Source organism: Nonomuraea sp. NPDC000554 (assembly GCF_040300065.1).
GTDB lineage: Bacteria > Actinomycetota > Actinomycetes > Streptosporangiales > Streptosporangiaceae > Nonomuraea.
Map to the genome: position 1 here is coordinate 411,888 of NZ_JBEPDC010000005.1, position 19,565 is coordinate 431,452.

The 19,565-nt window shown below is 70.9% G+C and carries 19 protein-coding genes; 10 read left to right on the forward strand and 9 right to left on the reverse strand.

All coding sequences use genetic code 11. The annotated features are described in order from the left end of the window. The first annotated feature begins 40 nt into the window (after nt 1–40). From recO to ABT294_RS13185, 3 genes are all read left to right on the forward strand, one after another. Nucleotides 41–775, forward strand: a complete 735-nt coding sequence (recO, locus tag ABT294_RS13175) for a DNA repair protein RecO (protein ID WP_350805646.1) — start codon at nt 41–43, stop codon at nt 773–775. Then, entirely contained in the window at nt 772–1,545 is a 774-nt protein-coding gene (locus ABT294_RS13180; protein ID WP_350805647.1) for an isoprenyl transferase, read from the forward strand. The genes recO and ABT294_RS13180 overlap by 4 nt, the downstream gene beginning before the upstream one ends. A 134-nt stretch (nt 1,546–1,679) precedes the next feature. Then, the gene (locus ABT294_RS13185; RefSeq protein ID WP_350805649.1) at nt 1,680–2,189 is read left to right on the forward strand and encodes a P-loop NTPase family protein; all 510 of its coding nucleotides are present in this window, start codon (nt 1,680–1,682) and stop codon (nt 2,187–2,189) included. A gap of 37 nt (nt 2,190–2,226) precedes the next feature. Here ABT294_RS13185 and ABT294_RS13190 read toward each other — a convergent pair whose 3' ends face one another. Continuing rightward, nucleotides 2,227–2,775: a CGNR zinc finger domain-containing protein gene (locus ABT294_RS13190; RefSeq protein WP_350805650.1), complete on the reverse strand. Its 549-nt coding sequence runs from the start codon at nt 2,773–2,775 to the stop codon at nt 2,227–2,229. A 71-nt stretch (nt 2,776–2,846) separates the two neighbouring features. Between ABT294_RS13190 and ABT294_RS13195 the strand changes: the two genes are divergently transcribed. Continuing rightward, on the forward strand, nt 2,847–3,764 hold the full coding sequence (locus ABT294_RS13195; protein ID WP_350805651.1) for a DMT family transporter: 918 nt from the start codon (nt 2,847–2,849) through the stop codon (nt 3,762–3,764). Here the strand turns inward: ABT294_RS13195 and ABT294_RS13200 are convergent. The 5 genes from ABT294_RS13200 to ABT294_RS13220 form a co-directional block, all read right to left on the reverse strand. After that, nucleotides 3,704–4,093, reverse strand: coding sequence for a Fur family transcriptional regulator (locus ABT294_RS13200; RefSeq protein WP_350805652.1), 390 nt, complete (start codon nt 4,091–4,093; stop codon nt 3,704–3,706). The two genes, ABT294_RS13195 and ABT294_RS13200, sit on opposite strands and share 61 nt — an antisense overlap. Beyond that, nucleotides 4,090–4,962 carry a metal ABC transporter permease gene (locus ABT294_RS13205; RefSeq protein WP_350805707.1) on the reverse strand — a complete coding sequence of 291 codons (873 nt, stop codon included), beginning with the start codon at nt 4,960–4,962 and terminating at the stop codon, nt 4,090–4,092. The genes ABT294_RS13200 and ABT294_RS13205 overlap by 4 nt, the downstream gene beginning before the upstream one ends. Further along, nucleotides 4,962–5,735 (reverse strand): metal ABC transporter ATP-binding protein, encoded by a 774-nt coding sequence (locus tag ABT294_RS13210; RefSeq protein WP_350805653.1) that lies wholly within the window; start codon nt 5,733–5,735, stop codon nt 4,962–4,964. Before ABT294_RS13210 ends, ABT294_RS13205 begins: the two co-directional genes overlap by 1 nt. Beyond that, nucleotides 5,732–6,628, reverse strand: coding sequence for a metal ABC transporter substrate-binding protein (locus ABT294_RS13215; RefSeq protein WP_350805655.1), 897 nt, complete (start codon nt 6,626–6,628; stop codon nt 5,732–5,734). Before ABT294_RS13215 ends, ABT294_RS13210 begins: the two co-directional genes overlap by 4 nt. A gap of 279 nt (nt 6,629–6,907) precedes the next feature. Then, complete coding sequence (locus tag ABT294_RS13220) at nt 6,908–7,267, reverse strand: DUF6703 family protein (RefSeq protein ID WP_350805657.1); 360 nt, start codon at nt 7,265–7,267, stop codon at nt 6,908–6,910. Nucleotides 7,268–7,303: 36 nt separating this feature from the next. Here ABT294_RS13220 and ABT294_RS13225 point away from each other — a divergent pair, with 36 nt between their 5' ends. Both ABT294_RS13225 and ABT294_RS13230 read left to right on the forward strand, forming a co-directional pair. After that, nucleotides 7,304–7,618 carry an antibiotic biosynthesis monooxygenase family protein gene (locus ABT294_RS13225; protein ID WP_350805658.1) on the forward strand — a complete coding sequence of 105 codons (315 nt, stop codon included), beginning with the start codon at nt 7,304–7,306 and terminating at the stop codon, nt 7,616–7,618. Between the two features lie 95 nt (nt 7,619–7,713). Next, nucleotides 7,714–9,099 (forward strand): glycine--tRNA ligase, encoded by a 1,386-nt coding sequence (locus ABT294_RS13230; RefSeq protein WP_350805659.1) that lies wholly within the window; start codon nt 7,714–7,716, stop codon nt 9,097–9,099. Nucleotides 9,100–9,215: 116 nt separating this feature from the next. Here ABT294_RS13230 and ABT294_RS13235 read toward each other — a convergent pair whose 3' ends face one another. Beyond that, nucleotides 9,216–9,707: a hypothetical protein gene (locus tag ABT294_RS13235; protein ID WP_350805661.1), complete on the reverse strand. Its 492-nt coding sequence runs from the start codon at nt 9,705–9,707 to the stop codon at nt 9,216–9,218. Between the two features lie 349 nt (nt 9,708–10,056). Here ABT294_RS13235 and ppdK point away from each other — a divergent pair, with 349 nt between their 5' ends. Then, nucleotides 10,057–12,714 carry a pyruvate, phosphate dikinase gene (gene ppdK / locus ABT294_RS13240; RefSeq protein WP_350805662.1) on the forward strand — a complete coding sequence of 886 codons (2,658 nt, stop codon included), beginning with the start codon at nt 10,057–10,059 and terminating at the stop codon, nt 12,712–12,714. Here the strand turns inward: ppdK and ABT294_RS13245 are convergent. Further along, on the reverse strand, nt 12,700–14,190 hold the full coding sequence (locus ABT294_RS13245) for a M48 family metallopeptidase (RefSeq protein WP_350805663.1): 1,491 nt from the start codon (nt 14,188–14,190) through the stop codon (nt 12,700–12,702). The genes ppdK and ABT294_RS13245 overlap by 15 nt on opposite strands. Before the next feature lie 81 nt (nt 14,191–14,271). Here ABT294_RS13245 and ABT294_RS13250 point away from each other — a divergent pair, with 81 nt between their 5' ends. Together ABT294_RS13250 and ABT294_RS13255 are read left to right on the forward strand one after the other, a co-directional pair. Further along, a complete protein-coding gene (locus ABT294_RS13250) occupies nt 14,272–15,492 on the forward strand; it encodes a deoxyguanosinetriphosphate triphosphohydrolase (RefSeq protein WP_350805664.1) in 1,221 nt (406 codons plus the stop codon). A gap of 24 nt (nt 15,493–15,516) precedes the next feature. Then, nucleotides 15,517–16,674 (forward strand): NAD(P)/FAD-dependent oxidoreductase, encoded by a 1,158-nt coding sequence (locus ABT294_RS13255; protein ID WP_350805666.1) that lies wholly within the window; start codon nt 15,517–15,519, stop codon nt 16,672–16,674. On the opposite strand, the gene ABT294_RS13260 is transcribed toward ABT294_RS13255, so the two are convergent. Further along, nucleotides 16,643–17,494 (reverse strand): M23 family metallopeptidase, encoded by an 852-nt coding sequence (locus ABT294_RS13260; protein ID WP_350805708.1) that lies wholly within the window; start codon nt 17,492–17,494, stop codon nt 16,643–16,645. The genes ABT294_RS13255 and ABT294_RS13260 overlap by 32 nt on opposite strands. Before the next feature lie 172 nt (nt 17,495–17,666). On the opposite strand from ABT294_RS13260, the gene dnaG reads away from it, so the two are divergent. After that, nucleotides 17,667–19,511, forward strand: coding sequence for a DNA primase (gene dnaG / locus ABT294_RS13265; protein WP_350805667.1), 1,845 nt, complete (start codon nt 17,667–17,669; stop codon nt 19,509–19,511). Nucleotides 19,512–19,565 lie beyond the last annotated feature (54 nt).

Genomic DNA, 19,565 nt, shown 5'->3' on the forward strand with positions numbered 1-19,565 from the left:
CTCGTCTGTGACCAAAGCCGTGCAGCCATAGGATGTGGTGGTGAGTCTCTACCGTGACGAGGGCGTGGTCCTGCGCACGCAGAAGCTCGGCGAGGCCGACCGCATCGTCACCGTCCTTGCCAAGCGCACCGGCAAGGTGCGCGCCGTCGCGAAGGGCGTGCGCCGCACCACCTCGCGCTTCGGAGCCAGGCTGGAGCCGTTCACGCACGTCGACCTGCAGCTCCACACCGGCCGCTCGCTCGACGTCGTCACGCAGGCCGAGACCATCAGGCCGTACGGCGAGGCGCTGGCGATCGACTATCCCCGCTACACCGCCGGAACCGCGATGCTGGAGACCGCCGACCGGCTGACGCACGGCGAGAAGGAGCCGGCGCTGCGGCAGTTCCTGCTGCTGGTGGGCGGGCTGCGCACGCTGGCCGACGGCACGCACGAGGCCAGGCTGGTGCTCGACGCCTACTTCCTGCGCTCGCTGGCGGTCGCCGGTTACGCTCCCGCGCTCGAGGCGTGCGCCAAGTGCCAGGCGCCCGCCGTCAGGGCCTTCGCCATCGTCGCGGGCGGCGTGGTGTGCGGGGCGTGCAGGCCGGCCGGCTCGGCCGTCCCGGCCGGGGAGACGATCGGGCTCATGACGGCGCTGCTGCGCGGCGACTGGGCCACCGCCGACTCCTCGGAGCCGCGCCACCGCACCGAGTGCAGCGGTCTGGTCGCCGCGTATCTGCAGTGGCACCTGGAACACGGAATACGCTCTCTCCGACACGTCGAAAGGGAGCCAGTGTGAGCGTTCGTCCTCCGTCCCCGCATCCGTCAGGCGCGACCCCGCCGCCGATCCCGCGCGAGCTGGTACCCCGGCATGTGGCCGTCATCATGGACGGCAACGGCCGCTGGGCCAAGCAGCGGAACCTGCCCCGCACCGAAGGGCACAAGGCGGGCGAGGCGTCGCTGTTCGACGTCATCGAGGGAGCGCTGGAGATCGGCGTCCCGTATCTCAGCGCGTTCGCGTTCTCGACCGAGAACTGGCGGCGCTCGCCTGACGAGGTGCGGTTCCTGATGGGGTTCAACCGCGACGTGATCAGGCGCCGCCGCGACGAGCTGAACGCCATGGGCGTGCGGGTCCGGTGGGCGGGCAGGCCGGGGCGGCTGTGGAAGAGCGTGATCTCCGAGCTGCAGACCGCCGAGGCGATGACCGAGCGCAACAGCAAGCTGACCCTGCAGTTCTGCGTGAACTACGGGGGCCAGGCCGAGATCGTCGACGCGGCCGTGAAGCTGGCCGAGGACATCGCGGCGGGCCGGGTCAAACCGTCGAAGGTGACGGAGAAGGTGTTCGCGCGCTATCTCGACGAGCCGGAGATCCCGCCGGTCGACCTGTTCGTGCGCTCGTCGGGGGAGCAGCGCTTCTCGAACTTCCTGCTGTGGCAGTCGGCCTACGCGGAGATGGTGTTCCTGAACCGGCTCTGGCCCGACTTCGACCGCCGCGACCTGTGGGAGGCGTGCGAGATCTTCGCCAAGCGCGACAGGCGGTACGGCGGGGCGATCCCGAACCAGGTCTAGAGTCCTGGATCATGGACTGGACACCACAGATCACCACGCTCTGCGCGCAACGGGTCTTCCCCGAGGTGGGAGCGGAGATCTCCCGCGACCGGGCCGCTGAGGCCCGCCACGCGCCGACCGGTCTCTGAGCGGCGATGGAACGCGTCCTCGTCGCCGGCGTCTCCGGAGCCGGCAAGACCACGCTCGCCAGGAAGATGGCCGCCGTCACCGGGGCACCCCACCATGAGCTGGACGCCCTCCGCCACGGGCCGGGCTGGCAGAAGCGCGGGGAGTTCGAGCAGGACGTGCACCGGTTCAGCGCCCAGCCGCGCTGGGTCACCGAGGACCAGTACCACCGCAGCCTCGGCGACCTGCTGTGGGAGCGCGCCGACACGGTCGTCTGGCTCGACCTGCCCCGCCGCACCGTGATGTGGCGGGTGGTGCGCCGCTCCTTCGCGCGGGCGCTGACCCGCCGTGAGCTGTGGAACGGCAACAGGGAGAGCTGGCGCGACTGGCTCGCCCCCGATCACCCGATCCGGTGGGCCTGGTCGCAGCACGGCCGGCGCCGCCGGGAGACCGCGGCCCGCGCCGTCCGCCACCCGGAGGTGACGGTGATCCGCCTGCGGACGGCCCGCGACGCCAGGCGCTGGCTCGCGCGCCTCTGAGCCCGCCCGTGAGCCGGCTCGTGGGGCCGCCCTGCGGTCAGGCGCGGCGGCGGGCCCGGTAGGCGGCCACGTGCATGCGGTTGCCGCAGGTGCGGCTGTCGCAGTAGACACGGGACCTGTTGCGCGACTCGTCCACGAAGACCTTGTCGCAGTCGGGGGCCGAGCAGGTGCGCAGGCGTTCCCACTCGCCGTCGACCAGCAGGTGCGACAGGGCCACCCCGCAGTCGGCGGCCAGGTGCTCCGCGAGCGTGGCGTCGGGAGCGAAGTAGTGCACGTGCAGGGGGTGCCCGTCGTGCTCGGTCAGCCTGGGCGTGATGCGCGTCTCCGACAGGAGCGCGTTGAGCAGGCGCACGGCCGTGGGCAGGTCGGGGGCGGTGAACACGCGGTGGAACGCCTCCCGCACCATGCGGACCTGGCCCAGGTCGCGCGGGGTGAGCGTGCCAATGCCACTGACCTGACGCGACTCGACGAAGGATTGCAACTCGGCGAGGTCCGCCAGGCCGTCGTCGCCACCCGTCGAGGGCGAGGTGTTCACCAGCTCAACAACAGTGGCCAGCGAATACACCATGTCATGGCCAAACGGCATGTTGACTCCTGTACGGGACCGGTTCTAGCGTGGTCGCAGCGTATCTCTCCATTCCAGTGTCAGGGGTCTCTGTGAGTGCACATCGCCGTATCTTGCTGATCGCGGTGGCCGGAGCCCTCATCATCTCCACATCCGCGCCCCTGGTGCGGTTGTCGGGCGTCTCACCGGCGACCTCAGCCCTGTTCCGGTGCGCGTACGCGGTGCCGCCGCTGCTGGTGATGGCCTGGCTGGAGCGGCGCCGGTTCGGGCCGCTGTCTGCCAGGAGCCGCTACCTGGCCTGGGCCGCGGGTCTGCTGTTCGCGTTCGACCTGCTGTTCTGGCACCACGCGATCGACTACGTGGGCGCGGGCCTCGCCACCGTCCTGGGCAATCTTCAGGTGTTCATCGTGGCGTTCGCCGCCTGGGCGGTGTTCCGCGAGCGGCCGTCCAACCGGCTCATGGTCGCCACGCCCGTGGTGTTCGCGGGGGTCGCGCTGATCTCCGGACTGTTCGACAGCGCGGCCTACGGTGCGAACCCGCTGCTCGGAGTGGTGTTCGGCGTGGCGACCTCGCTCGCGTACGCCGGGTTCCTGCTGCTGATGAAGGCCGGTTCCGACCGCACGGTCGGGCCGCTCGCGCACGCCACCACGGTGGCGACCCTCGCCATCGCGGCGCTCAGCCCGGTGTTCGGCGGCGCCGACTTCACGCCGAGCTGGCCGGCGCACGGCTGGCTGCTGCTGCTCGCGCTCGGGCCGCAGTTGCTCGGCTGGTCGCTCATCACGTACTCGCTGCCCAAGCAGCCCGCCGCGCTCACCGCGCTGCTCCTGCTGGTGCAGCCGATGACGACGGTCGCGCTGTCGGCGGTCGCGCTCGGCGAGCACCCGTCGCCGCTCCAGCTCGCCGGGTGCGTGGTGATCGTGCTGGGCGTGCTGTACGGCTCGCGCCGGGCTCAGCCCGCCCGCACCGTCGCCGAGCAGGACGCGCAGGTGCCGAAGACCTCGATCGTGTGAGTGATCTCGGTGAACCCGTGCTCGGTGCCGACCGCCTCGGCCCACCGTTCGACCGCGGGCCCCGCCACCTCGACGGTGCGCCCGCAGCGGCGGCAGACCAGGTGGTGGTGGTGATCGTCGCTGGTGCAGGCCCGGTAGACGGACTCGCCGTCATCGGTGCGCAGCACGTCGACGTGGCCGCCGTCGGCCAGCGCCTGGAGTGCCCGGTAGACCGTGGTCAGGCCGATCTTCGCGCCGTGCTGGCGCATCTCCGCGTAGACGTCCTGCGCGCTGCGGAAGCCCTCGCTCTGACGGAGGGTGTCGTGGACGGCATCGCGCCTCGTGGTCATGCGACCTCCTTGACACGCATGCTGGGACGCTCGCTCACTGTCGACTCCTGGGGTCTGCCTCGCCGTACGAATCTACCCACACCGAGCGCCAGGACGAAGCCGGCGAGGGCGAGAAGAACGATCGCGGCGCCGGGCGGCACCCGAGGCGACAGCGACGAGCCGAGCAGCCCGCCCACCGCGGCGAGCACGCCGAACAGCATGGCCAGCGCCATGGTCGAGCGGAAGCCCCTGGTGAGCTGCTGACTGGTGGCCACCGGGATCACCATCAGCGCGCTGACCAGCAGCAGGCCGACCACCCGCATGGCGATGACCACGGTGAGCGCGGCGGTGATCGCGATGAGCAGGCTGAGGAAGCGCACCGGCAGGCCGCTCGCCCTGGCCATCTCCTCGTCCTGGCAGAGCACGAACAGCTCCCTGCCGAAGACCGCCACCACGGTGATCACCGCGACGGCCAGCGCGCCGATGACCCAGATGTCCTGGGAGGAGACGCTCGCGATGGCGCCGAACAGGTAGGAGTTGAGCTTGGCGTTGCTGCCTCCGGGCGCGATGCCCATCAGCATGACGCCGCCCGCGATGCCGCCGTAGAACAGCAGCGCCAGGGCCACGTCCCCGCTGGTGCGCCCGCGCGCCCTGACCAGCTCGATGGCCACCGCGCCCGCCACTGACACCAGCACGGCGGTCAGGACGGGAGCGGTGCCGGTCAGGAACCCCAGCGCGACCCCGGTCAGCGCCACGTGCCCGATGCCGTCGCCGAGCAGGGAGAGCCTGCGCTGCACGATGAACGTGCCGACGGCGGGCGCGCAGAGACCCACCAGCAGCGCCGCGACCAGCGCCAGCCGGAAGAACTCGGTCTGCAACAGCTCGATCATCATTCTCCCTGCCAACCGGTCAGCGGGCCCGCGGCGGTCTCGGCGGCGTGCGGGTGCACGTGCTGGTGTCCGGGCCTGGCGCAGTCGCCCTCGGGACGCGGCGGCCTGCCGTCGTGTTCCACCCGCCCGGCGCGTACCACGACGCCGCGGGTGATGAGCGGTTCGAGCGGGCCGAGCTCGTGCGCGACCAGCACGATGGTCTTGCCGTCGAGCACCAGCGTGGCCAGCGTGTCGGCGAGCAGCTGCTGGGTGTCGGCGTCGACCCCGGCGGTGGGCTCGTCCATCACGTACGTGTCGGGCTCGCCCGCCAGCGCGCGGGCGATCAGCACCCGCTGCTGCTGCCCCCCGGACAGCGCCTGCACCGGGTCGCCCGCCCGGCCCGCCAGGCCGACGGACTCCAGCGCGGTCGCCACCGCCGCCCTGTCGGCCGGGCTGGTACGGCGCAGCCTGCTCTGCCGGGCGATCCGGCCGGAGGCGACGACCTCGTGGACCGTGGCGGGCACACCGCCGCCGACCTGGAGCCGCTGCGGGACGTAGCCGATGCGCCACCAGTCGCGGAACCTGGCCGGTTGCCTGCCGTACACGAGGGTCTGCCCGCCGGACAGCGGTGTGAGGCCGAGCAGGGCGCGCACCAGCGTGGACTTGCCCGAGCCGTTCGCGCCCATGACGGCGACGACCTCGCCGGGGCAGACCGTCAGGTCGATGCCGCGCAGGATCTCGCGCCCGTCGAGCGTCACCCGCCCACCGGTCATCGCGAAGGCCGTTTCGCTCATGCCGTACACCTCAGTGCGGTTTGAAGGGTCCTGAGATTCTGCCGCATGGCCGACAGGTAGTCGCCGGAGGGCTTGCTCTCCAGCGGGTCGAGCGTCTGGGTCTGCGCGCCGACCTCCTTGGCGAGCACCTCGGCGACCTTGGGGCTGACCAGGGACTCGGTGAAGATCGTGGTCACCTTCTCGGCCTTGGCGAGCTGGGCGACCTCGGCGATGCGGGCGGGGGAGGGCTCGGCCTCGGGGTCGAGCGTGATGCCGATCTGCTTGAGGTGGTAGCGGTCGGCCAGGTAGCCGAACGCCTCGTGGCCGGTGACCAGGGTCCTGGTCGCGCAGGTGGTCAGGCCCTTGGTGAACTCCTGGTCGAGCGCGCCCAGGGCGGCTGCGGTCTTGGCGGCGCGGTCGCGGTAGCCCTTCGCGTGCTCCGGGTCGGTCTGCGCCAGCCGCTCGCCGAGCTTGGTGACGACGGTGGCCAGCCGCGACGGGTCGAGCCACAGGTGCGGGTCGTAGGAGACGGCGTGCTCCTCGCCGCCCTCCTGGTGCTCGCCCGCGGGGAGGGTCCGCACCGCGGTGGCGGCGTCGAAGGCCTTGTCGGCGGCGTGCTGCTCGACGGCGTCGTCCACGGCGGGCTGTACGCCCCTGATGTAGACGGTGAGTCCGGCGTCGCCCAACTGGGCCACCTGCTGCGCGCCCAGCTCCAGGTCGTGCGGCTCGACGCCGGGCGCCGTCAGCACCGTGACCCGCACGTCGGAGCCGCCCACCTGCTCGGAGAGCCACTGGAGGGGGTAGAAGGCGGCGACGACGTCGGGCTTGCCGTCCGCGGTCTCCGCGGAGCCTGCTCCGCAGGCCGCGGTGGCGAGCAGGGCGGTTCCCGCCAACAGCAACGATGCGGTGCGCATTCGGGGCGTTCTGGACATCACGCCATCGATTATGGAGGAAAATGAAAATGATTGTCAAAATCCAACGCGCCGTCTTCGGCCGGGCGGCCGCGGGCGGCTGCGAGGGAGGGGGCCGACCCGTCGGCCCCCGGGGGCGCCATGGGCGGGCGCCGACCTGCCGCTCCCAGGGGGCTGCCATGGGCGGGCGCCGACCTGCCGCTCTCAGCGGATGGGGCCCGCCGCGTCCAGTGGCGACGGGGGGTGCGGGTGTGACGCCTGTGCGGGGCCTTGGTGGACGGGCTAGAAGGCTCCGAAGCGGTCGGCGGCCAGCACCACGAGGAAGGCGAGCATGACGAGCCGCAGCAGCCGCCCGCCGAGCCCGAGCGACGGCCACGACAGGTACGCCAGCCAGCCCACGAACCCCAGCACCGGCAGCACCGCCACGCCGCCCGGCCAGTTCGGCACGGCGAAGCCGGTCAGCAGCAGGATCACCAGCACGGCGGGCGCCACCCACCGCGGAACCTGCGTGAACAGGAACGTCATCGGGGTCGCGCTGCGCGCCTCGACGGCCTTGCGCAGGCCGGTCGCGCCCGGCGTGAAGAACTGCTCACCGGCCGGAAGCGGGCGCCGCTGCCTGGGACGGTTGTCTCTGGAGGCCACGGCCCGAGCCTAGCGCCGCGGGAAACGCCCGTCGGTGTGAGATCGTCTGACATCCTGGTGTGCGTGCTCGCCGTCATCCGCTACACCGTCCCAGAAGCCCAGTCCCACGACTTCGTCAAGCAGAGCCACGCCGTCCTTGACCTGCTGGCCGAACAGCCCGGCTACCTGCGCGGCAGGCTGGCCCGCTCGGTCGACGAGCCCAACCTGTGGGCGCTGGTCACCGAGTGGGAGGGCGCGGGCTTCTATCGGCGCGCGCTGTCAGCCGCCAGGATGGCGATGTACCCGCTGATGACCCTCATGGTCAACGAGCCCAGCGCCTTCGAGGATGTGCACATCCGAGACCGGGCGTAGGGATACTCGCGCGCGAGAGCGGCCCGACGTCCCCTAAGCTGGGATCTCATCAACCAACCCCTCGCCGACCTCCAGCCGGAAAGAGACCCAACCACATGGCACGCCGTACAGACGTCATGGACACCATCGTCAGCCTCGCCAAGCGCCGCGGGCTCGTATACCCGTCGAGCGAGATCTACGGCGGTCTGCGCGCGTCGTGGGACTATGGACCGCTGGGAGTAGAGCTCAAGAGCAACGTCAAGCGGCAGTGGTGGCAGTCGGTGGTCCAGGCCCGCGACGACGTGGTGGGCCTCGACTCGTCCGTGATCCTGGCCCGCGAGGTCTGGCAGGCCAGCGGCCACGTCGAGACCTTCACCGACCCGCTGACCGAGTGCCAGTCGTGTCACAAGCGTTTCCGCGCCGATCACCTGATCGAGGCGTACGAGGAGAAGAACGGCCGGGCGCCCGAGCACGGCCTGGCCGACATCACCTGCCCCAACTGCGGCAACAAGGGCGCCTTCACCGACCCGCGGCAGTTCAGCGGCCTGCTGAAGACCTACCTCGGCCCGGTCGAGGATGAATCGGGCCTGGCCTACCTGCGTCCCGAGACCGCGCAGGGCATCTTCATCAACTACCTCAACGTGCAGCAGTCGGCGCGCAAGAAGATCCCGTTCGGCATCGGCCAGATCGGCAAGTCGTTCCGCAACGAGATCACGCCGGGCAACTTCATCTTCCGCACCCGCGAGTTCGAGCAGATGGAGATGGAGTTCTTCGTCAAGCCCGGCACCGACGAGGAGTGGCACCAGTACTGGATCGACGAGCGCTACCGCTGGTACTCCGACCTGGGCATCGACAAGGACAACCTGCGCCTGTTCGAGCACCCCAAGGACAAGCTGTCGCACTACGCCAAGCGCACCGTCGACATCGAGTACCGGTTCAACTTCGCCGGTTCGGAGTGGGGCGAGCTGGAGGGCATCGCCAACCGCACCGACTTCGACCTGAGCGCCCACTCCAAGGCGTCCGGCGTCGACCTGAGCTTCTTCGAGCAGGACACCGGTGAGCGTTACGTCCCGTACGTCATCGAGCCCGCCGCCGGTGTCGACCGGGCCACGCTGACGTTCCTCCTCGACGCCTACACCGAGGACGAAGCGCCGAACGCCAAGGGCGTCATGGAGAAGCGCACGGTCATGCGGCTCGACCACCGGCTCGCCCCGGTCAAGGCCGCGGTGCTGCCGCTGTCGCGCAACGCCGACCTGTCGCCGAAGGCCCGCGACCTGGCCGCCCAGCTCCGCAGGCGGTGGAACGTCGAGTTCGACGACGCCGGGGCGATCGGCCGCCGCTACCGCCGCCAGGACGAGATCGGCACGCCGTTCTGCATCACCGTCGACTTCGACACCCTCGAGGACCAGGCGGTGACCATCCGCGAGCGCGACTCGATGGCCCAGGAGCGCATCTCCCTCGACCAGGTCGACGGCTACCTGCGCCAGCACCTGAACGACTGACCCGCGTTCGCCTGAGTACGCCCTGCTCAGGCCGTGCCGATCGGCCGCGCCGCCAGCGCGCCGCCAGCGCGCCGCACCGATCGGAAGCACACGGCCGGAGCAGGGCGTTCCGCTTTCTACTTGACCACCCGCCCGGCCAGCTTCCTGCCGTCGTACGGGGCGGCGAAGCAGTACACGGTCCTGCTCCGTGGCCAGGAGGCCTCGTCCGGCCCCAGCCACGTCACGCCGATCCTGTCGCGTTTCGACTCCTTGATCCGCATCCTGGGCCAGCAGCCGTTCTCCGCGAGCCGCCGCATCTCGTTGACCGCCGGATAGTCCCCCTGGGGAAGGACGTAGACGGTGGCGAACTCCGCGCTGTGCGGCGTGCCGCAGGGGACGACCGTCACGATCGCCTCCTGCGGCATGGGCTCGATGCAGTCGCCGGGCCGCAGCTCGCTGACGTCGTAAAGCTCCACGCCGGGGCTCGCCGCCGGGTCGGTAGAAGCGGTGCTCGCCGCCGGGGCGGGAGGGGCGGCGCTCGCCGTGGGGGCGGGAGGGGCGGACGTGCCGGCGCAGCCGGAGAGCAGCAGGGCCAGGCAGGCCGTCGCCGCCCGCGATAAGGGGACCATGGGCCTGACGATCTCAGGCGAAGATCACTCCGAGGTCGCGAAACGGCCCCTCGTGCGAGGTCGGTGACTTCTGCGAATCGGGCCGTTCACGTGGTCGTGATGCCCTGGCGTGGCGGGAGTGGCCAGAGGTGCATTTTTGCTGGATATCTCTGATTCCAGGCAGTCCTCGCCTTTCTCCAAAATTGGTGTAAACCACTGGTATAAACCAATTTACGATCAACAGAATATTAATTGGATTAGACCGGTGGTAGGCCATCTACCAGGGGAAACAACGACTTAACCGATGAGTGCAGTTTCATCATCATTGGCGCCGGTAGAGTCCGGGGCAGAGGCGTTGATTGGAGCTGTGGTGGCCAAGTACGTTTACGACTTCACCGAGGGCAACAAGGATCTCAAGGACCTGCTCGGCGGCAAGGGAGCAAACCTTGCCGAAATGACCAACCTCGGGCTGCCCGTCCCTCCCGGATTCACGATCACGACCGAGACGTGCCGCCACTACCTGGCGGAGGGCGCGGTCCCCGACGGCCTGGAGGAGGAGGTCGCCGAGCACCTGAGCGCGCTGGAACGGCAGATGGGCAGGAAACTCGGCCAGGCCGACGACCCGCTGCTGGTCAGCGTCCGCTCGGGGGCGAAGTTCTCCATGCCCGGCATGATGGAGACCGTCCTGAACATCGGGCTCAACGACGAGTCCGTGCACGGCCTGGCCAAGCAGTCGGGCGGCAACGAGCGCTTCGCCTGGGACTCCTACCGCCGGCTCATCCAGATGTTCGGCAAGACCGTCCTCGGCATCGACGGCGAGCTGTTCGAGCACGCCCTCGACGGGCTCAAGGGCACCCGGCAGGACACCGACCTCGACGCCCTGGAGCTGCAGGGCCTGGTCAAGACGTTCAAGGGCATCGTCCGCGAGCAGACCGGCAGGGACTTCCCCACCGACCCGCGCGAGCAGATGCGGCTGGCCGTCATGGCCGTCTTCGACTCGTGGAACGCCCCCCGCGCGATCCTCTACCGCCGCCAGGAGCGCATCCCGGCCGATCTCGGCACCGCGGTCAACGTCGTCGCCATGGTCTTCGGCAACTGCGACGAGACCTCGGGCACGGGCGTCGCCTTCACCCGCGACCCCGGCACCGGCCAGCAGGGCGTCTACGGCGACTACTTGCAGAACGCCCAGGGCGAGGACGTCGTCGCGGGCATCCGCAACACGCTCCCCCTCCAGGAGCTCGAGCGCATCGACAGGCGCGCGTACGACGAGCTGCTGCAGATCATGGAGAAGCTCGAGAACCACTACCGGGACCTGTGCGACATCGAGTTCACGATCGAGCGCGGCAAGCTCTGGATGCTGCAGACCCGGGTCGGCAAGCGCACCGCCGGAGCCGCGTTCCGCATCGCCACCCAGCTCGTCGACCAGGGCCTCATCACCATGGACGAGGCCGTCACGCGAGTCACGGGCGACCAGCTCGCCCAGCTGATGTTCCCCCGCTTCGACGCCGGAGCCGCCAAGAAGCGCATCGCCAGGGGCATGAACGCCTCGCCTGGCGCGGCCGTCGGCAAGGCCGTCTTCTCCTCGGAGCGCGCCGTCGAGCTCGCGGGCCGGGGCGAGGACGTCATCCTGGTGCGCCGCGAGACCAACCCCGACGACCTGTCGGGCATGATCGCCGCCCGCGGCATCCTCACCAGCCGCGGCGGCAAGACCTCGCACGCCGCCGTCGTCGCCCGCGGCATGGGCAAGACCTGCGTGTGCGGCGCCGAGGAGCTCGAGGTGTCCGTCCGCGAGCGCCGTTTCATCGCGCCGGGCGGTGTGGAGGTCACGGAGGGCGACGTGATCTCCATCGACGGCAGCACCGGCGAGGTGTTCCTGGGCGAGGTCCCGGTCGTGGACTCCGCCGTGGTGGAGTACTTCGAGGGTGACAGCGAGGAGCACGGCGGTCACGCGGTCGCGGACGGCGAGCTCGTCGCGGCCGTGGACCGGATCATGCGGCACGCCGACGAGGTGCGCGCGCTCGGCGTCCGGGCCAACGCCGACACGCCGGAGGACGCGGCCAGAGCCCGCCGCTTCGGCGCCGAGGGGATCGGGCTCTGCCGGACCGAGCACATGTTCCTGGGCGAGCGCAGGCAGCTCGTCGAGGACCTGGTGCTGGCGTCCGGGGACGAGGAGCGCCAGGCGGCGCTGGACGCCCTGGAACCCTTCCAGAAGTCCGACTTCATCGGCATATTTCGGGCGATGGGGGAGAACCCGGTTACCGTCCGCCTCCTCGACCCGCCGCTGCACGAGTTCCTGCCCGACATCGTGGACCTCTCGGTCAAGGTGGCCACCGGCGACGCCACGGACAAGGACCGCCGCCTGCTCGACGCCGTCAAGCGGCTGCACGAGCAGAACCCCATGCTGGGCTTGCGCGGGGTCCGGCTCGGCCTGGTGATCCCCGGTCTGTTCGCCATGCAGGTGCGGGCCATCGCGCAGGCGGCCAAGGAGGTCCCCGGCGCCAGGCCGGAGATCATGATCCCGCTCGTCGCGGCCGTCCAGGAGCTGGAGTCGGTACGCGAGGAGGCCGCCAAGATCCTCGCGGAGGCCGGCGTGGACGCCCTGGTCGGCACCATGATCGAGACGCCCAGAGCCGCGCTCACCGCCGGTCAGGTCGCCGAGGCCGCCCAGTTCTTCTCCTTCGGCACCAACGACCTGACCCAGATGACGTGGGGCTTCTCCCGGGACGACGTGGAGGCGTCGTTCTTCTCCCGCTACCTGGAACTCGGCATCTTCGGCGTCTCACCCTTCGAGAGCCTCGACCGCGACGGCGTCGGCCGCCTGGTCAGGATCGCCGCCGAGGAGGGCAGGAACGCCCGTCCGGACCTCAAGCTGGGCATCTGCGGCGAGCACGGCGGAGACCCCGACTCGGTGCACTTCTGCCACGAGACCGGCCTCGACTACGTGTCCTGCTCGCCGTTCCGCATCCCGGTCGCCCGGCTGGAGGCGGCACGCGCCGCCCTCACGCAGAACGACTCAGACAGCCGCTGAGGCCTCCTCCGGCACGTAGTCGTGCCGGACGCCCAGGTCGCCCAGCCACTCCCGCAGCCCCGCCACGGCTGACGGGTTGGCCGCGACCTGGGCCGCGTACTCCGACAGCGCGACCTCCTCGCCGTCGTCGAACAGCAGCCGGGCCGGGCCCGCCCAGGACAGGGTCCAGCGGGCCTGCCCGTGCCTGATCAGCACCGCCTCCAGCGCCTGCCCGAGGACGCCCGACAGCAGCGTCTCCGACGGGTTCCAGCCGTGCTCGCGCAGCCGGTCCTCCAGCGCGGCCTGCTGCCCGCGGGCGATCGCCTCGAACGCCGCGTCCAGGTACGGCCTGGTCGCGCCCATCACCTGCTGGCCCGCCACCGCCAGGTCGTGCAGCGCCTCGGCGTTGCGCGCCGCGTACATGCCCTGGGCCACCAGCTCCTCCCACGACACCGCACGCAGCCCCGTCAGCGCCTCCGGAGTCCACATCGACTGCTCGACCGCCTGCACGGCCACGTTCGGGTCCCGCAGCAGCATCAGCGCGGAGCGCGGGTCCGGGACGTGCTGCGGCTCGGGCAGCAGCTCGATCGCCGCCAGCCGCTCGGCCAGGCTCGGGTGCGAGTCGTACGGGGAGCTCTCCTCCGGCTGCTCGCTCAGCCTGGACACCTCCGCCTGCCTGGTGTCGTCGCTCATCAGCGCGTGGAAGCCGCCGAACACCGACGCGGGACGGTAGCCGCCCGCCCCGGTCATCGACAGGTAGCCGGAGGCGTACAGGTCCCAGGCGAGCGCGGTGTTGTGGATCTTGCGGAGCGCCTCGGCCATCGCCTTGCGCCCGCCGATGGCCACCGCGAACTGGTCGGCCTCCAGCTCCTGCCTGCGCGAGACGGCCTGCGAGACCCGCATGTAGAGCTTGGCGTACAGGGTGAACAGCCGCTGGAAGAACGGATGGTTGCCGAGGCCCTGCACGGTCGCGATCAGCGACACCCTGCCCCGGTAGACCGGCGCGCCCAGGCGGGTGTGCGCGCCGCTGTAGTGGCCGAGCTCGTGGCCGAGCACCGCGCGCATCTCGTCCACGGTCAGCGTCTGCAGCAGCGGCAGGCCGATGTACATGCGCCGCCTGGTGGCCTTCAGGCCGAGGAACCGGGTGTCCTCCGAGACGGCCGCGTTGACCTCGGGGACGAGCCGGATCTCGTCCGGCGGCGCCGTGCGCACGCGCTGGGCCAGGTCCTCGACGGCCTGCCAGAGCGCGGGCTCGTGCTCCCGGGTGACCGGCACGCCCGGCTGCTCGCCGCCGCCACGGCGGCTGACCATGATCAGAGCGCGCACCAGCGCGCCCGCCGCCAGGGTGAGCACGATCGCGGCTTTCAGCGCGTTGGCGTGGAAGTCCACGATCAGTAACACGTCGAAGAAGACGGCCGCGGCCACGATCAGGCCGACCAGGACGTAGAAGCCGGCGAGCAGCGCGAAGGCCAGCGCGGCGCGGAACGCTGTGGTCATGGAGGAGGGCTCCCGGGGCAGGGGGTTCTCGCGAGGCTTGACCCTACCGAAGACCGAATAGCGGATAAAATCGCAGCACTTATGGCCCGATACGACGAGCACGACCAGGCGCGCTGGGTGCCGGAACCTCCCGGCAACCCGGAACGCAGCGCATTCGAACGCGACCGCGCCCGCGTCCTGCACAGCGCCGCGCTGCGCCGGCTGGCCGCCAAGACACAGGTGGTCGGGCCGGGAGAGACCCTCGGCGGCGGCGCGCACATCCCGCGCACCCGGCTCACCCACTCGCTGGAGTGCGCCCAGGTCGGCAGGGAGATGGGCGCCACCCTCGGCGTCGACCCCGACCTGGTGGAGACCGCCTGCCTGGCGCACGACCTGGGCCACCCGCCGTTCGGGCACAACGGCGAGGTCGCGCTCAACGAGCTGGCGGGCTCGTGCGGCGGCTTCGAGGGCAACGCGCAGAGCCTGCGCCTGCTGACCAGGCTGGAGGCCAAGGTCCTCACCGAGGACGGCCGCAGCGCCGGGCTGAACCTGACCAGGGCCGCCCTCGACGCGTCCACCAAGTACCCGTGGACCCGCGGCGAGTCACCGAAGTTCGGTGTCTACGACGACGACCTGCCCGTCTTCGAGTGGATCAGGGACGGCGCGCCCGACGGGCGGGTCAGCTTCGAGGCGCAGATCATGGACTGGGCCGACGACGTCGCCTACTCCGTGCACGACCTGGAGGACGCCCTGCACTCCGGCCACGTCACGCCCGAGGCGCTCCAGTCGCCCGCGGAGCGCCGGCAGGTCTGCGAGGTCACCCGCGTCTGGTACGCCCCCGACGCCGACCCCGCCGAGCTGGAGGGGGTCTTCTCGCGGCTGATCGCCGACCCGCTGTGGCCGCGCAGCTTCGCGGCCACGCTCGCCGACCTGGCCGGGCTCAAGGCGCTCACCAGCGGCCTCATCGGCCGGTTCTGCCGTTCCGCGCAGACCGCCACCAAGGACGCCTACGGCCCCCGGCACCGCGACCAGCTCGTCGTGCCGCGCACCACCAGGCTGGAGTGCGCGTTGCTCAAAGGGGTCACCGCGCACTACGTCATGACCACCGACGACCACCACGCCAACCAGGCCAGGCAGCGCGACCTCATCACCGAGCTGGCGTCGCTGATCACGCTCGGCGCGCCCGGCACGCTCGAACCCGCCTTCAGGCCCTCCTATCTGGCCGCCGCCTCCGACGCCGGGCGCGTCAGGGTCGTCATCGACCAGATCGCCTCCCTGACCGACACGTCCGCGGTCGCCTGGCACAAGCGCCTTTCCCGATGACCCCGTCGGGCGCATACTGCCCGCATGACCACACATGTGATCGTCGGCGCGGGCCTGGCGGGGGCCAAGGCCGCGCAGACGTTGCGCGAGGAAGGCTTCGACGGCGAGATCGTCCTCATAGGCGCGGAGAGCGACCGGCCCTACGAGCGGCCGCCGCTGTCCAAGGGGTACCTCCAGGGCAAGAGCGAGCGCGAGAAGATCTTCGTGCATCCGTCCGGCTGGTACGCCGAGCACGACGTGCGGCTCAGGCTCGGCCTGCGGGCCACCGGCGTCGACCTCGACCAGCACGTCGTCAGACTGGACGACGGCTCCAGCCAGCCGTACAACAAGCTGCTCATCGCGACGGGAGCGACACCGCGCCGCCTGCCGGGGCCCGCGCACTACCTGCGTACCGTCGGTGACAGCGAGGCCATCAGGGAGCGGTTCGCGGCCGGCGGCAGGGTGATCGTCGTCGGCGCCGGCTGGATCGGCCTGGAGAGCGCCGCTGCGGCCCGCCAGGCGGGCTGCGAGGTCACCATCCTGGAGCCGGAGCCCACGCCGCTGCACCGGGCGCTCGGGCCCGAACTCGGCGACGTCTTCGCGGCGCTGCACCGCAGGCACGGCGTCGAGTTGCGGCTCGGCACCGGCGTCGCGGACATCACCGAGACCGGCGTGCGGCTCAGCACGGGCGAGCGCCTCGGCGCCGACGTGGTCGTCGCCGGCGTCGGCGCGGTGCCCGAGACCGGCCTGGCCCGCGAGGCGGGCCTGGAGGTCGGCGAGGGCATCCTCACCGACGCCTCGCTGCGCACCTCGCACCCGGACGTGTTCGCCGCGGGCGACGTCGCCGAGGCGTTCCACCCCCTGTACGGCAGGCGGATCCGGGTCGAGCACTGGGCCAACGCGCTCAACGGCGGCCCCGTCGCGGCCAGGGCCATGCTCGGTCAGGACGCCGTCTACGACAAGATCCCGTACTTCTATACCGACCAGTACGAGCTGGGCATGGAGTTCTCCGGCGACATCACCGGCTACGACGAGGTGGTCTACCGCGGCTCGGTCGAGGACCTGGACTTCATCGCCTACTGGCTGCGCGACCGCAGGGTGATCGCTGGGATGAACGTGAACAGATGGGACGTCGTCCGCGAGATCCAGGACCTGATCCGCTCGGGCGCCGCTATCGACCCCAAGGAGTTGTCGTCGGACTGATGGTGCTCGGGTCGCTGGGCTGGTCTGTCGTCGTCTTCGTGGACTGCGGCGCCTTCTTGGGCTTGCACTGGACGGCGCAGGCCGGCTCCTCGCCCAGCTTGCGGCGCAGCGCCAGCGTCTCGTCCCTGGGGGAGAAGGTGCGGTTGCCCGTCAGCCAGGCGTCGAGGTAGTCCCACGGCTCGACCATGCCGCGGCGCACCCACCAGGCGCGAGGGGCGGCCTTCCACGAGATCGCGAAGTACAGGTTCGAGCCGGTGTCGCGGGCGTTGCCCGAGGTGCCGACCGAGCCGAGCAGCTGGCCGGCGCTGACCCGCATGCCCGGCTTGATGGCGTCGGAGACCGCGTCCAGGTGCCCGCCCAGGTAGCGGACGCCGTCGTCGCCGATGATCGTGACGAACCTGCCCTCGCGGTCGGCGCCCACGTCCGTGGAGGGCCGCCACTTGTTCCTGGTGTTCACCTCGTCCACCACGCCCCCGACGGGGGCCACGAACGCGCACCCCTTGCCCGCCCAGATCGTCGTCTTGGGCAGCACCAGCAGCTTGCGCTGGTAGGTCGTCGTGCAGCCCTTGACGGGGAAGACGTAGGTGAACTTCGACAGCTTCGGCGGTGGCACCCTGACGGGCGCGTCGCCCTTCGGCGGCTTCACGTCGGACGGCTTCTGGTCGGTCTGTGACGGTTGCGGGGTCGTCGCGGTGGCGGACGGGGAGGTGGTGGGCGAGTGAGCGCTGATGCCCGCCACGGCGTTCGCCTGCCCGCAGGCGCCGGTCAGCAGCACGGCGCCGGCCACGGCCGCCCAACGCCCAAGGTTCCCCGATCGCATGATCTCCACCCGTGTCACCGTATCCAACGACAACCTTTACCTTTGTAGCCGAGAGTGGTCACAGCCATGACACGAATCCCGCTTCTGGCTCCCTGAGGTGACACCCGTCTCGCCGCGACGGAAACGGTGACGAGGGTCGGTGTTGTCGGTGGGCGGGAATAGACTCACCGGCGTGGCTGGCCGGATCCGTGACGTCGACATCGCGCTCGTTCGCGAGCGATCTCCCATCGCTGAGGTGATCGGCGAGCACATCCAGTTGCGCAACGCGGGCGGGGGCAACCTCAAGGGGCTCTGCCCGTTCCACGACGAGAAGAGCCCCTCGTTCAACGTCACCCCCGAGCGGGGCATGTACTTCTGCTTCGGCTGCAGCGAGGGCGGCGACGTCATCACGTTCGTCGAGAAGATCGAGCACCTGTCGTTCGGCGAGGCCGTCGAACGGCTCGCGCAGCGGGCCGGCATCCAGCTCCAGTACGAGCAGGGCGGCTACGTGCCCAAACGCGACCAGGGCGAGCGCGCCCGGCTGGTCGAGGCGCACCGGGCCGCCGCCGAGTTCTACGCGGAGAAGCTGCTCAGCCCCGACGCCGCGCCCGGGCGCAGGTTCCTGTCGGAGCGCGGGTTCGAACGGGCCGACGCCGAGACGTTCGGGGTCGGCTACGCCCCCGCCGAGTGGGAGGCGCTGGCCCGGCACCTCATGGGGCGCGGGTTCACCGCCGCGGAACTGGTCAAGGGCGGGCTGGCCAAGGAGGGGCGGCGCGGCCCCATCGACCGGTTCAGAGGGCGGCTCGTCTGGCCGATCCGCGACGCCACGGGCGACGTGATCGGGTTCGGAGCGCGCAAGCTGCTCGACTCCGACGACGGCCCCAAGTACCTCAACACGCCCGACTCGCCGCTGTACAAGAAGAGTCAGGTGCTCTACGGCATCGACCTCGCCAAGCGTGAGATCTCCAAGCGGTCGCAGGCGGTCATCGTCGAGGGCTACACCGACGTGATGGCCTGCCACCTGGCCGGAGTGCCCACCGCCGTCGCCACGTGCGGCACGTCCTTCGGCGAGGAGCACATCAAGATCCTGCGGCGGTTCCTGCTCGACCAAGCCGAGTTCCGCGGCGAGGTGATCTTCACCTTCGACGGCGACGCGGCGGGGCAGAAGGCCGCGCTGCGCGCCTTCGCCGACGAGCAGAAGTTCGTCACCCAGACCTACGTGGCCGTCCAGCCCGACGGGCTCGACCCCTGCGACCTGCGGGTCAAGCAGGGCGACGCGGCCGTGCGCGACCTCATCGCCAGCCGTGAGCCGCTCTTCCAGTTCGCCATCCGCAGCACGATCAGCCGCTACGACCTGCGCAGCAACGAAGGCAAGATCGCCGCCCTCGACGCGGCCGCGCCGATCGTGGCCGGCATCAAGGACGTCGGCCTGCGCAAGCGGTACGCGATCGACCTCGACCGCTGGCTCGGCTTCATGGACGAGCGGTTCGTCTCGCAGCGCATCGCCGAGGTCGGCGGGGCCCAGCAGCAGGGGCGTCCCCGGCGGGCGCCCCAGGCCGCGCCCGTCGATCCGAACGTCCGGGTCGAGGCCGAGCTGCTCAAGCTGGCCGTGCAGCGTCCCGCCCTGCTCGGGCCGCGCTTCGACGCGCTCGACCCGCAGGCGTTCACCGCGCCCGACCACGTGATCCTGCACAAGCTGATCTCCGCCGCAGGCGGGGCCGCGGCGGCGGCCCACGGCGGGCGCGAGTGGGTCGACCGGCTGCTGGAGCACGCCCACGACGAGGCCGCCCGGGCGCTGGTCACCCGGTTCGCCGTGGAGGCGATCCAGGCCGACGCGCACGTCGAGGAGCGTTACGGCGTGGCGATGCTGGCGGCCATCGAGGCCATCGCGGTCGACCGGGCCATCGCGCAGGTCAAGTCCCGGATCCAGCGGCTGAACCCGGTGGAGGAGCAGCAGGAGTACAACAGGTTGTTCGGCGAGCTGGTGGCGCTCGAACAGCAGCGCAGAGTCCTCCGCGACCGAGCCGCAGGCAGCTGACCGCCCGCTCACGTTACGCCCAGCCGGGTGGGTGGCGGGGTTTCTGTGGTTGGA

What these genes read in the sequence shown, in the direction of transcription:
- ABT294_RS13185 (WP_350805649.1), top strand. Translation starts at nt 1,680, where the DNA reads ATGGAACGCGTCCTCGTCGCCGGCGTCTCCGGAGCCGGCAAGACCACG.
- ABT294_RS13190 (WP_350805650.1), bottom strand. Translation starts at nt 2,775, where the DNA reads ATGCCGTTTGGCCATGACATGGTGTATTCGCTGGCCACTGTTGTTGAG.
- ABT294_RS13200 (WP_350805652.1), bottom strand. Translation starts at nt 4,093, where the DNA reads ATGACCACGAGGCGCGATGCCGTCCACGACACCCTCCGTCAGAGCGAG.
- ABT294_RS13205 (WP_350805707.1), bottom strand. Translation starts at nt 4,962, where the DNA reads ATGATCGAGCTGTTGCAGACCGAGTTCTTCCGGCTGGCGCTGGTCGCG.
- ABT294_RS13210 (WP_350805653.1), bottom strand. Translation starts at nt 5,735, where the DNA reads ATGAGCGAAACGGCCTTCGCGATGACCGGTGGGCGGGTGACGCTCGAC.
- ABT294_RS13215 (WP_350805655.1), bottom strand. Translation starts at nt 6,628, where the DNA reads ATGCGCACCGCATCGTTGCTGTTGGCGGGAACCGCCCTGCTCGCCACC.
- ABT294_RS13230 (WP_350805659.1), top strand. Translation starts at nt 7,714, where the DNA reads ATGGCACGCCGTACAGACGTCATGGACACCATCGTCAGCCTCGCCAAG.
- ABT294_RS13235 (WP_350805661.1), bottom strand. Translation starts at nt 9,707, where the DNA reads ATGGTCCCCTTATCGCGGGCGGCGACGGCCTGCCTGGCCCTGCTGCTC.
- ABT294_RS13245 (WP_350805663.1), bottom strand. Translation starts at nt 14,190, where the DNA reads ATGACCACAGCGTTCCGCGCCGCGCTGGCCTTCGCGCTGCTCGCCGGC.
- ABT294_RS13250 (WP_350805664.1), top strand. Translation starts at nt 14,272, where the DNA reads ATGGCCCGATACGACGAGCACGACCAGGCGCGCTGGGTGCCGGAACCT.
- ABT294_RS13255 (WP_350805666.1), top strand. Translation starts at nt 15,517, where the DNA reads ATGACCACACATGTGATCGTCGGCGCGGGCCTGGCGGGGGCCAAGGCC.
- ABT294_RS13260 (WP_350805708.1), bottom strand. Translation starts at nt 17,494, where the DNA reads ATGCGATCGGGGAACCTTGGGCGTTGGGCGGCCGTGGCCGGCGCCGTG.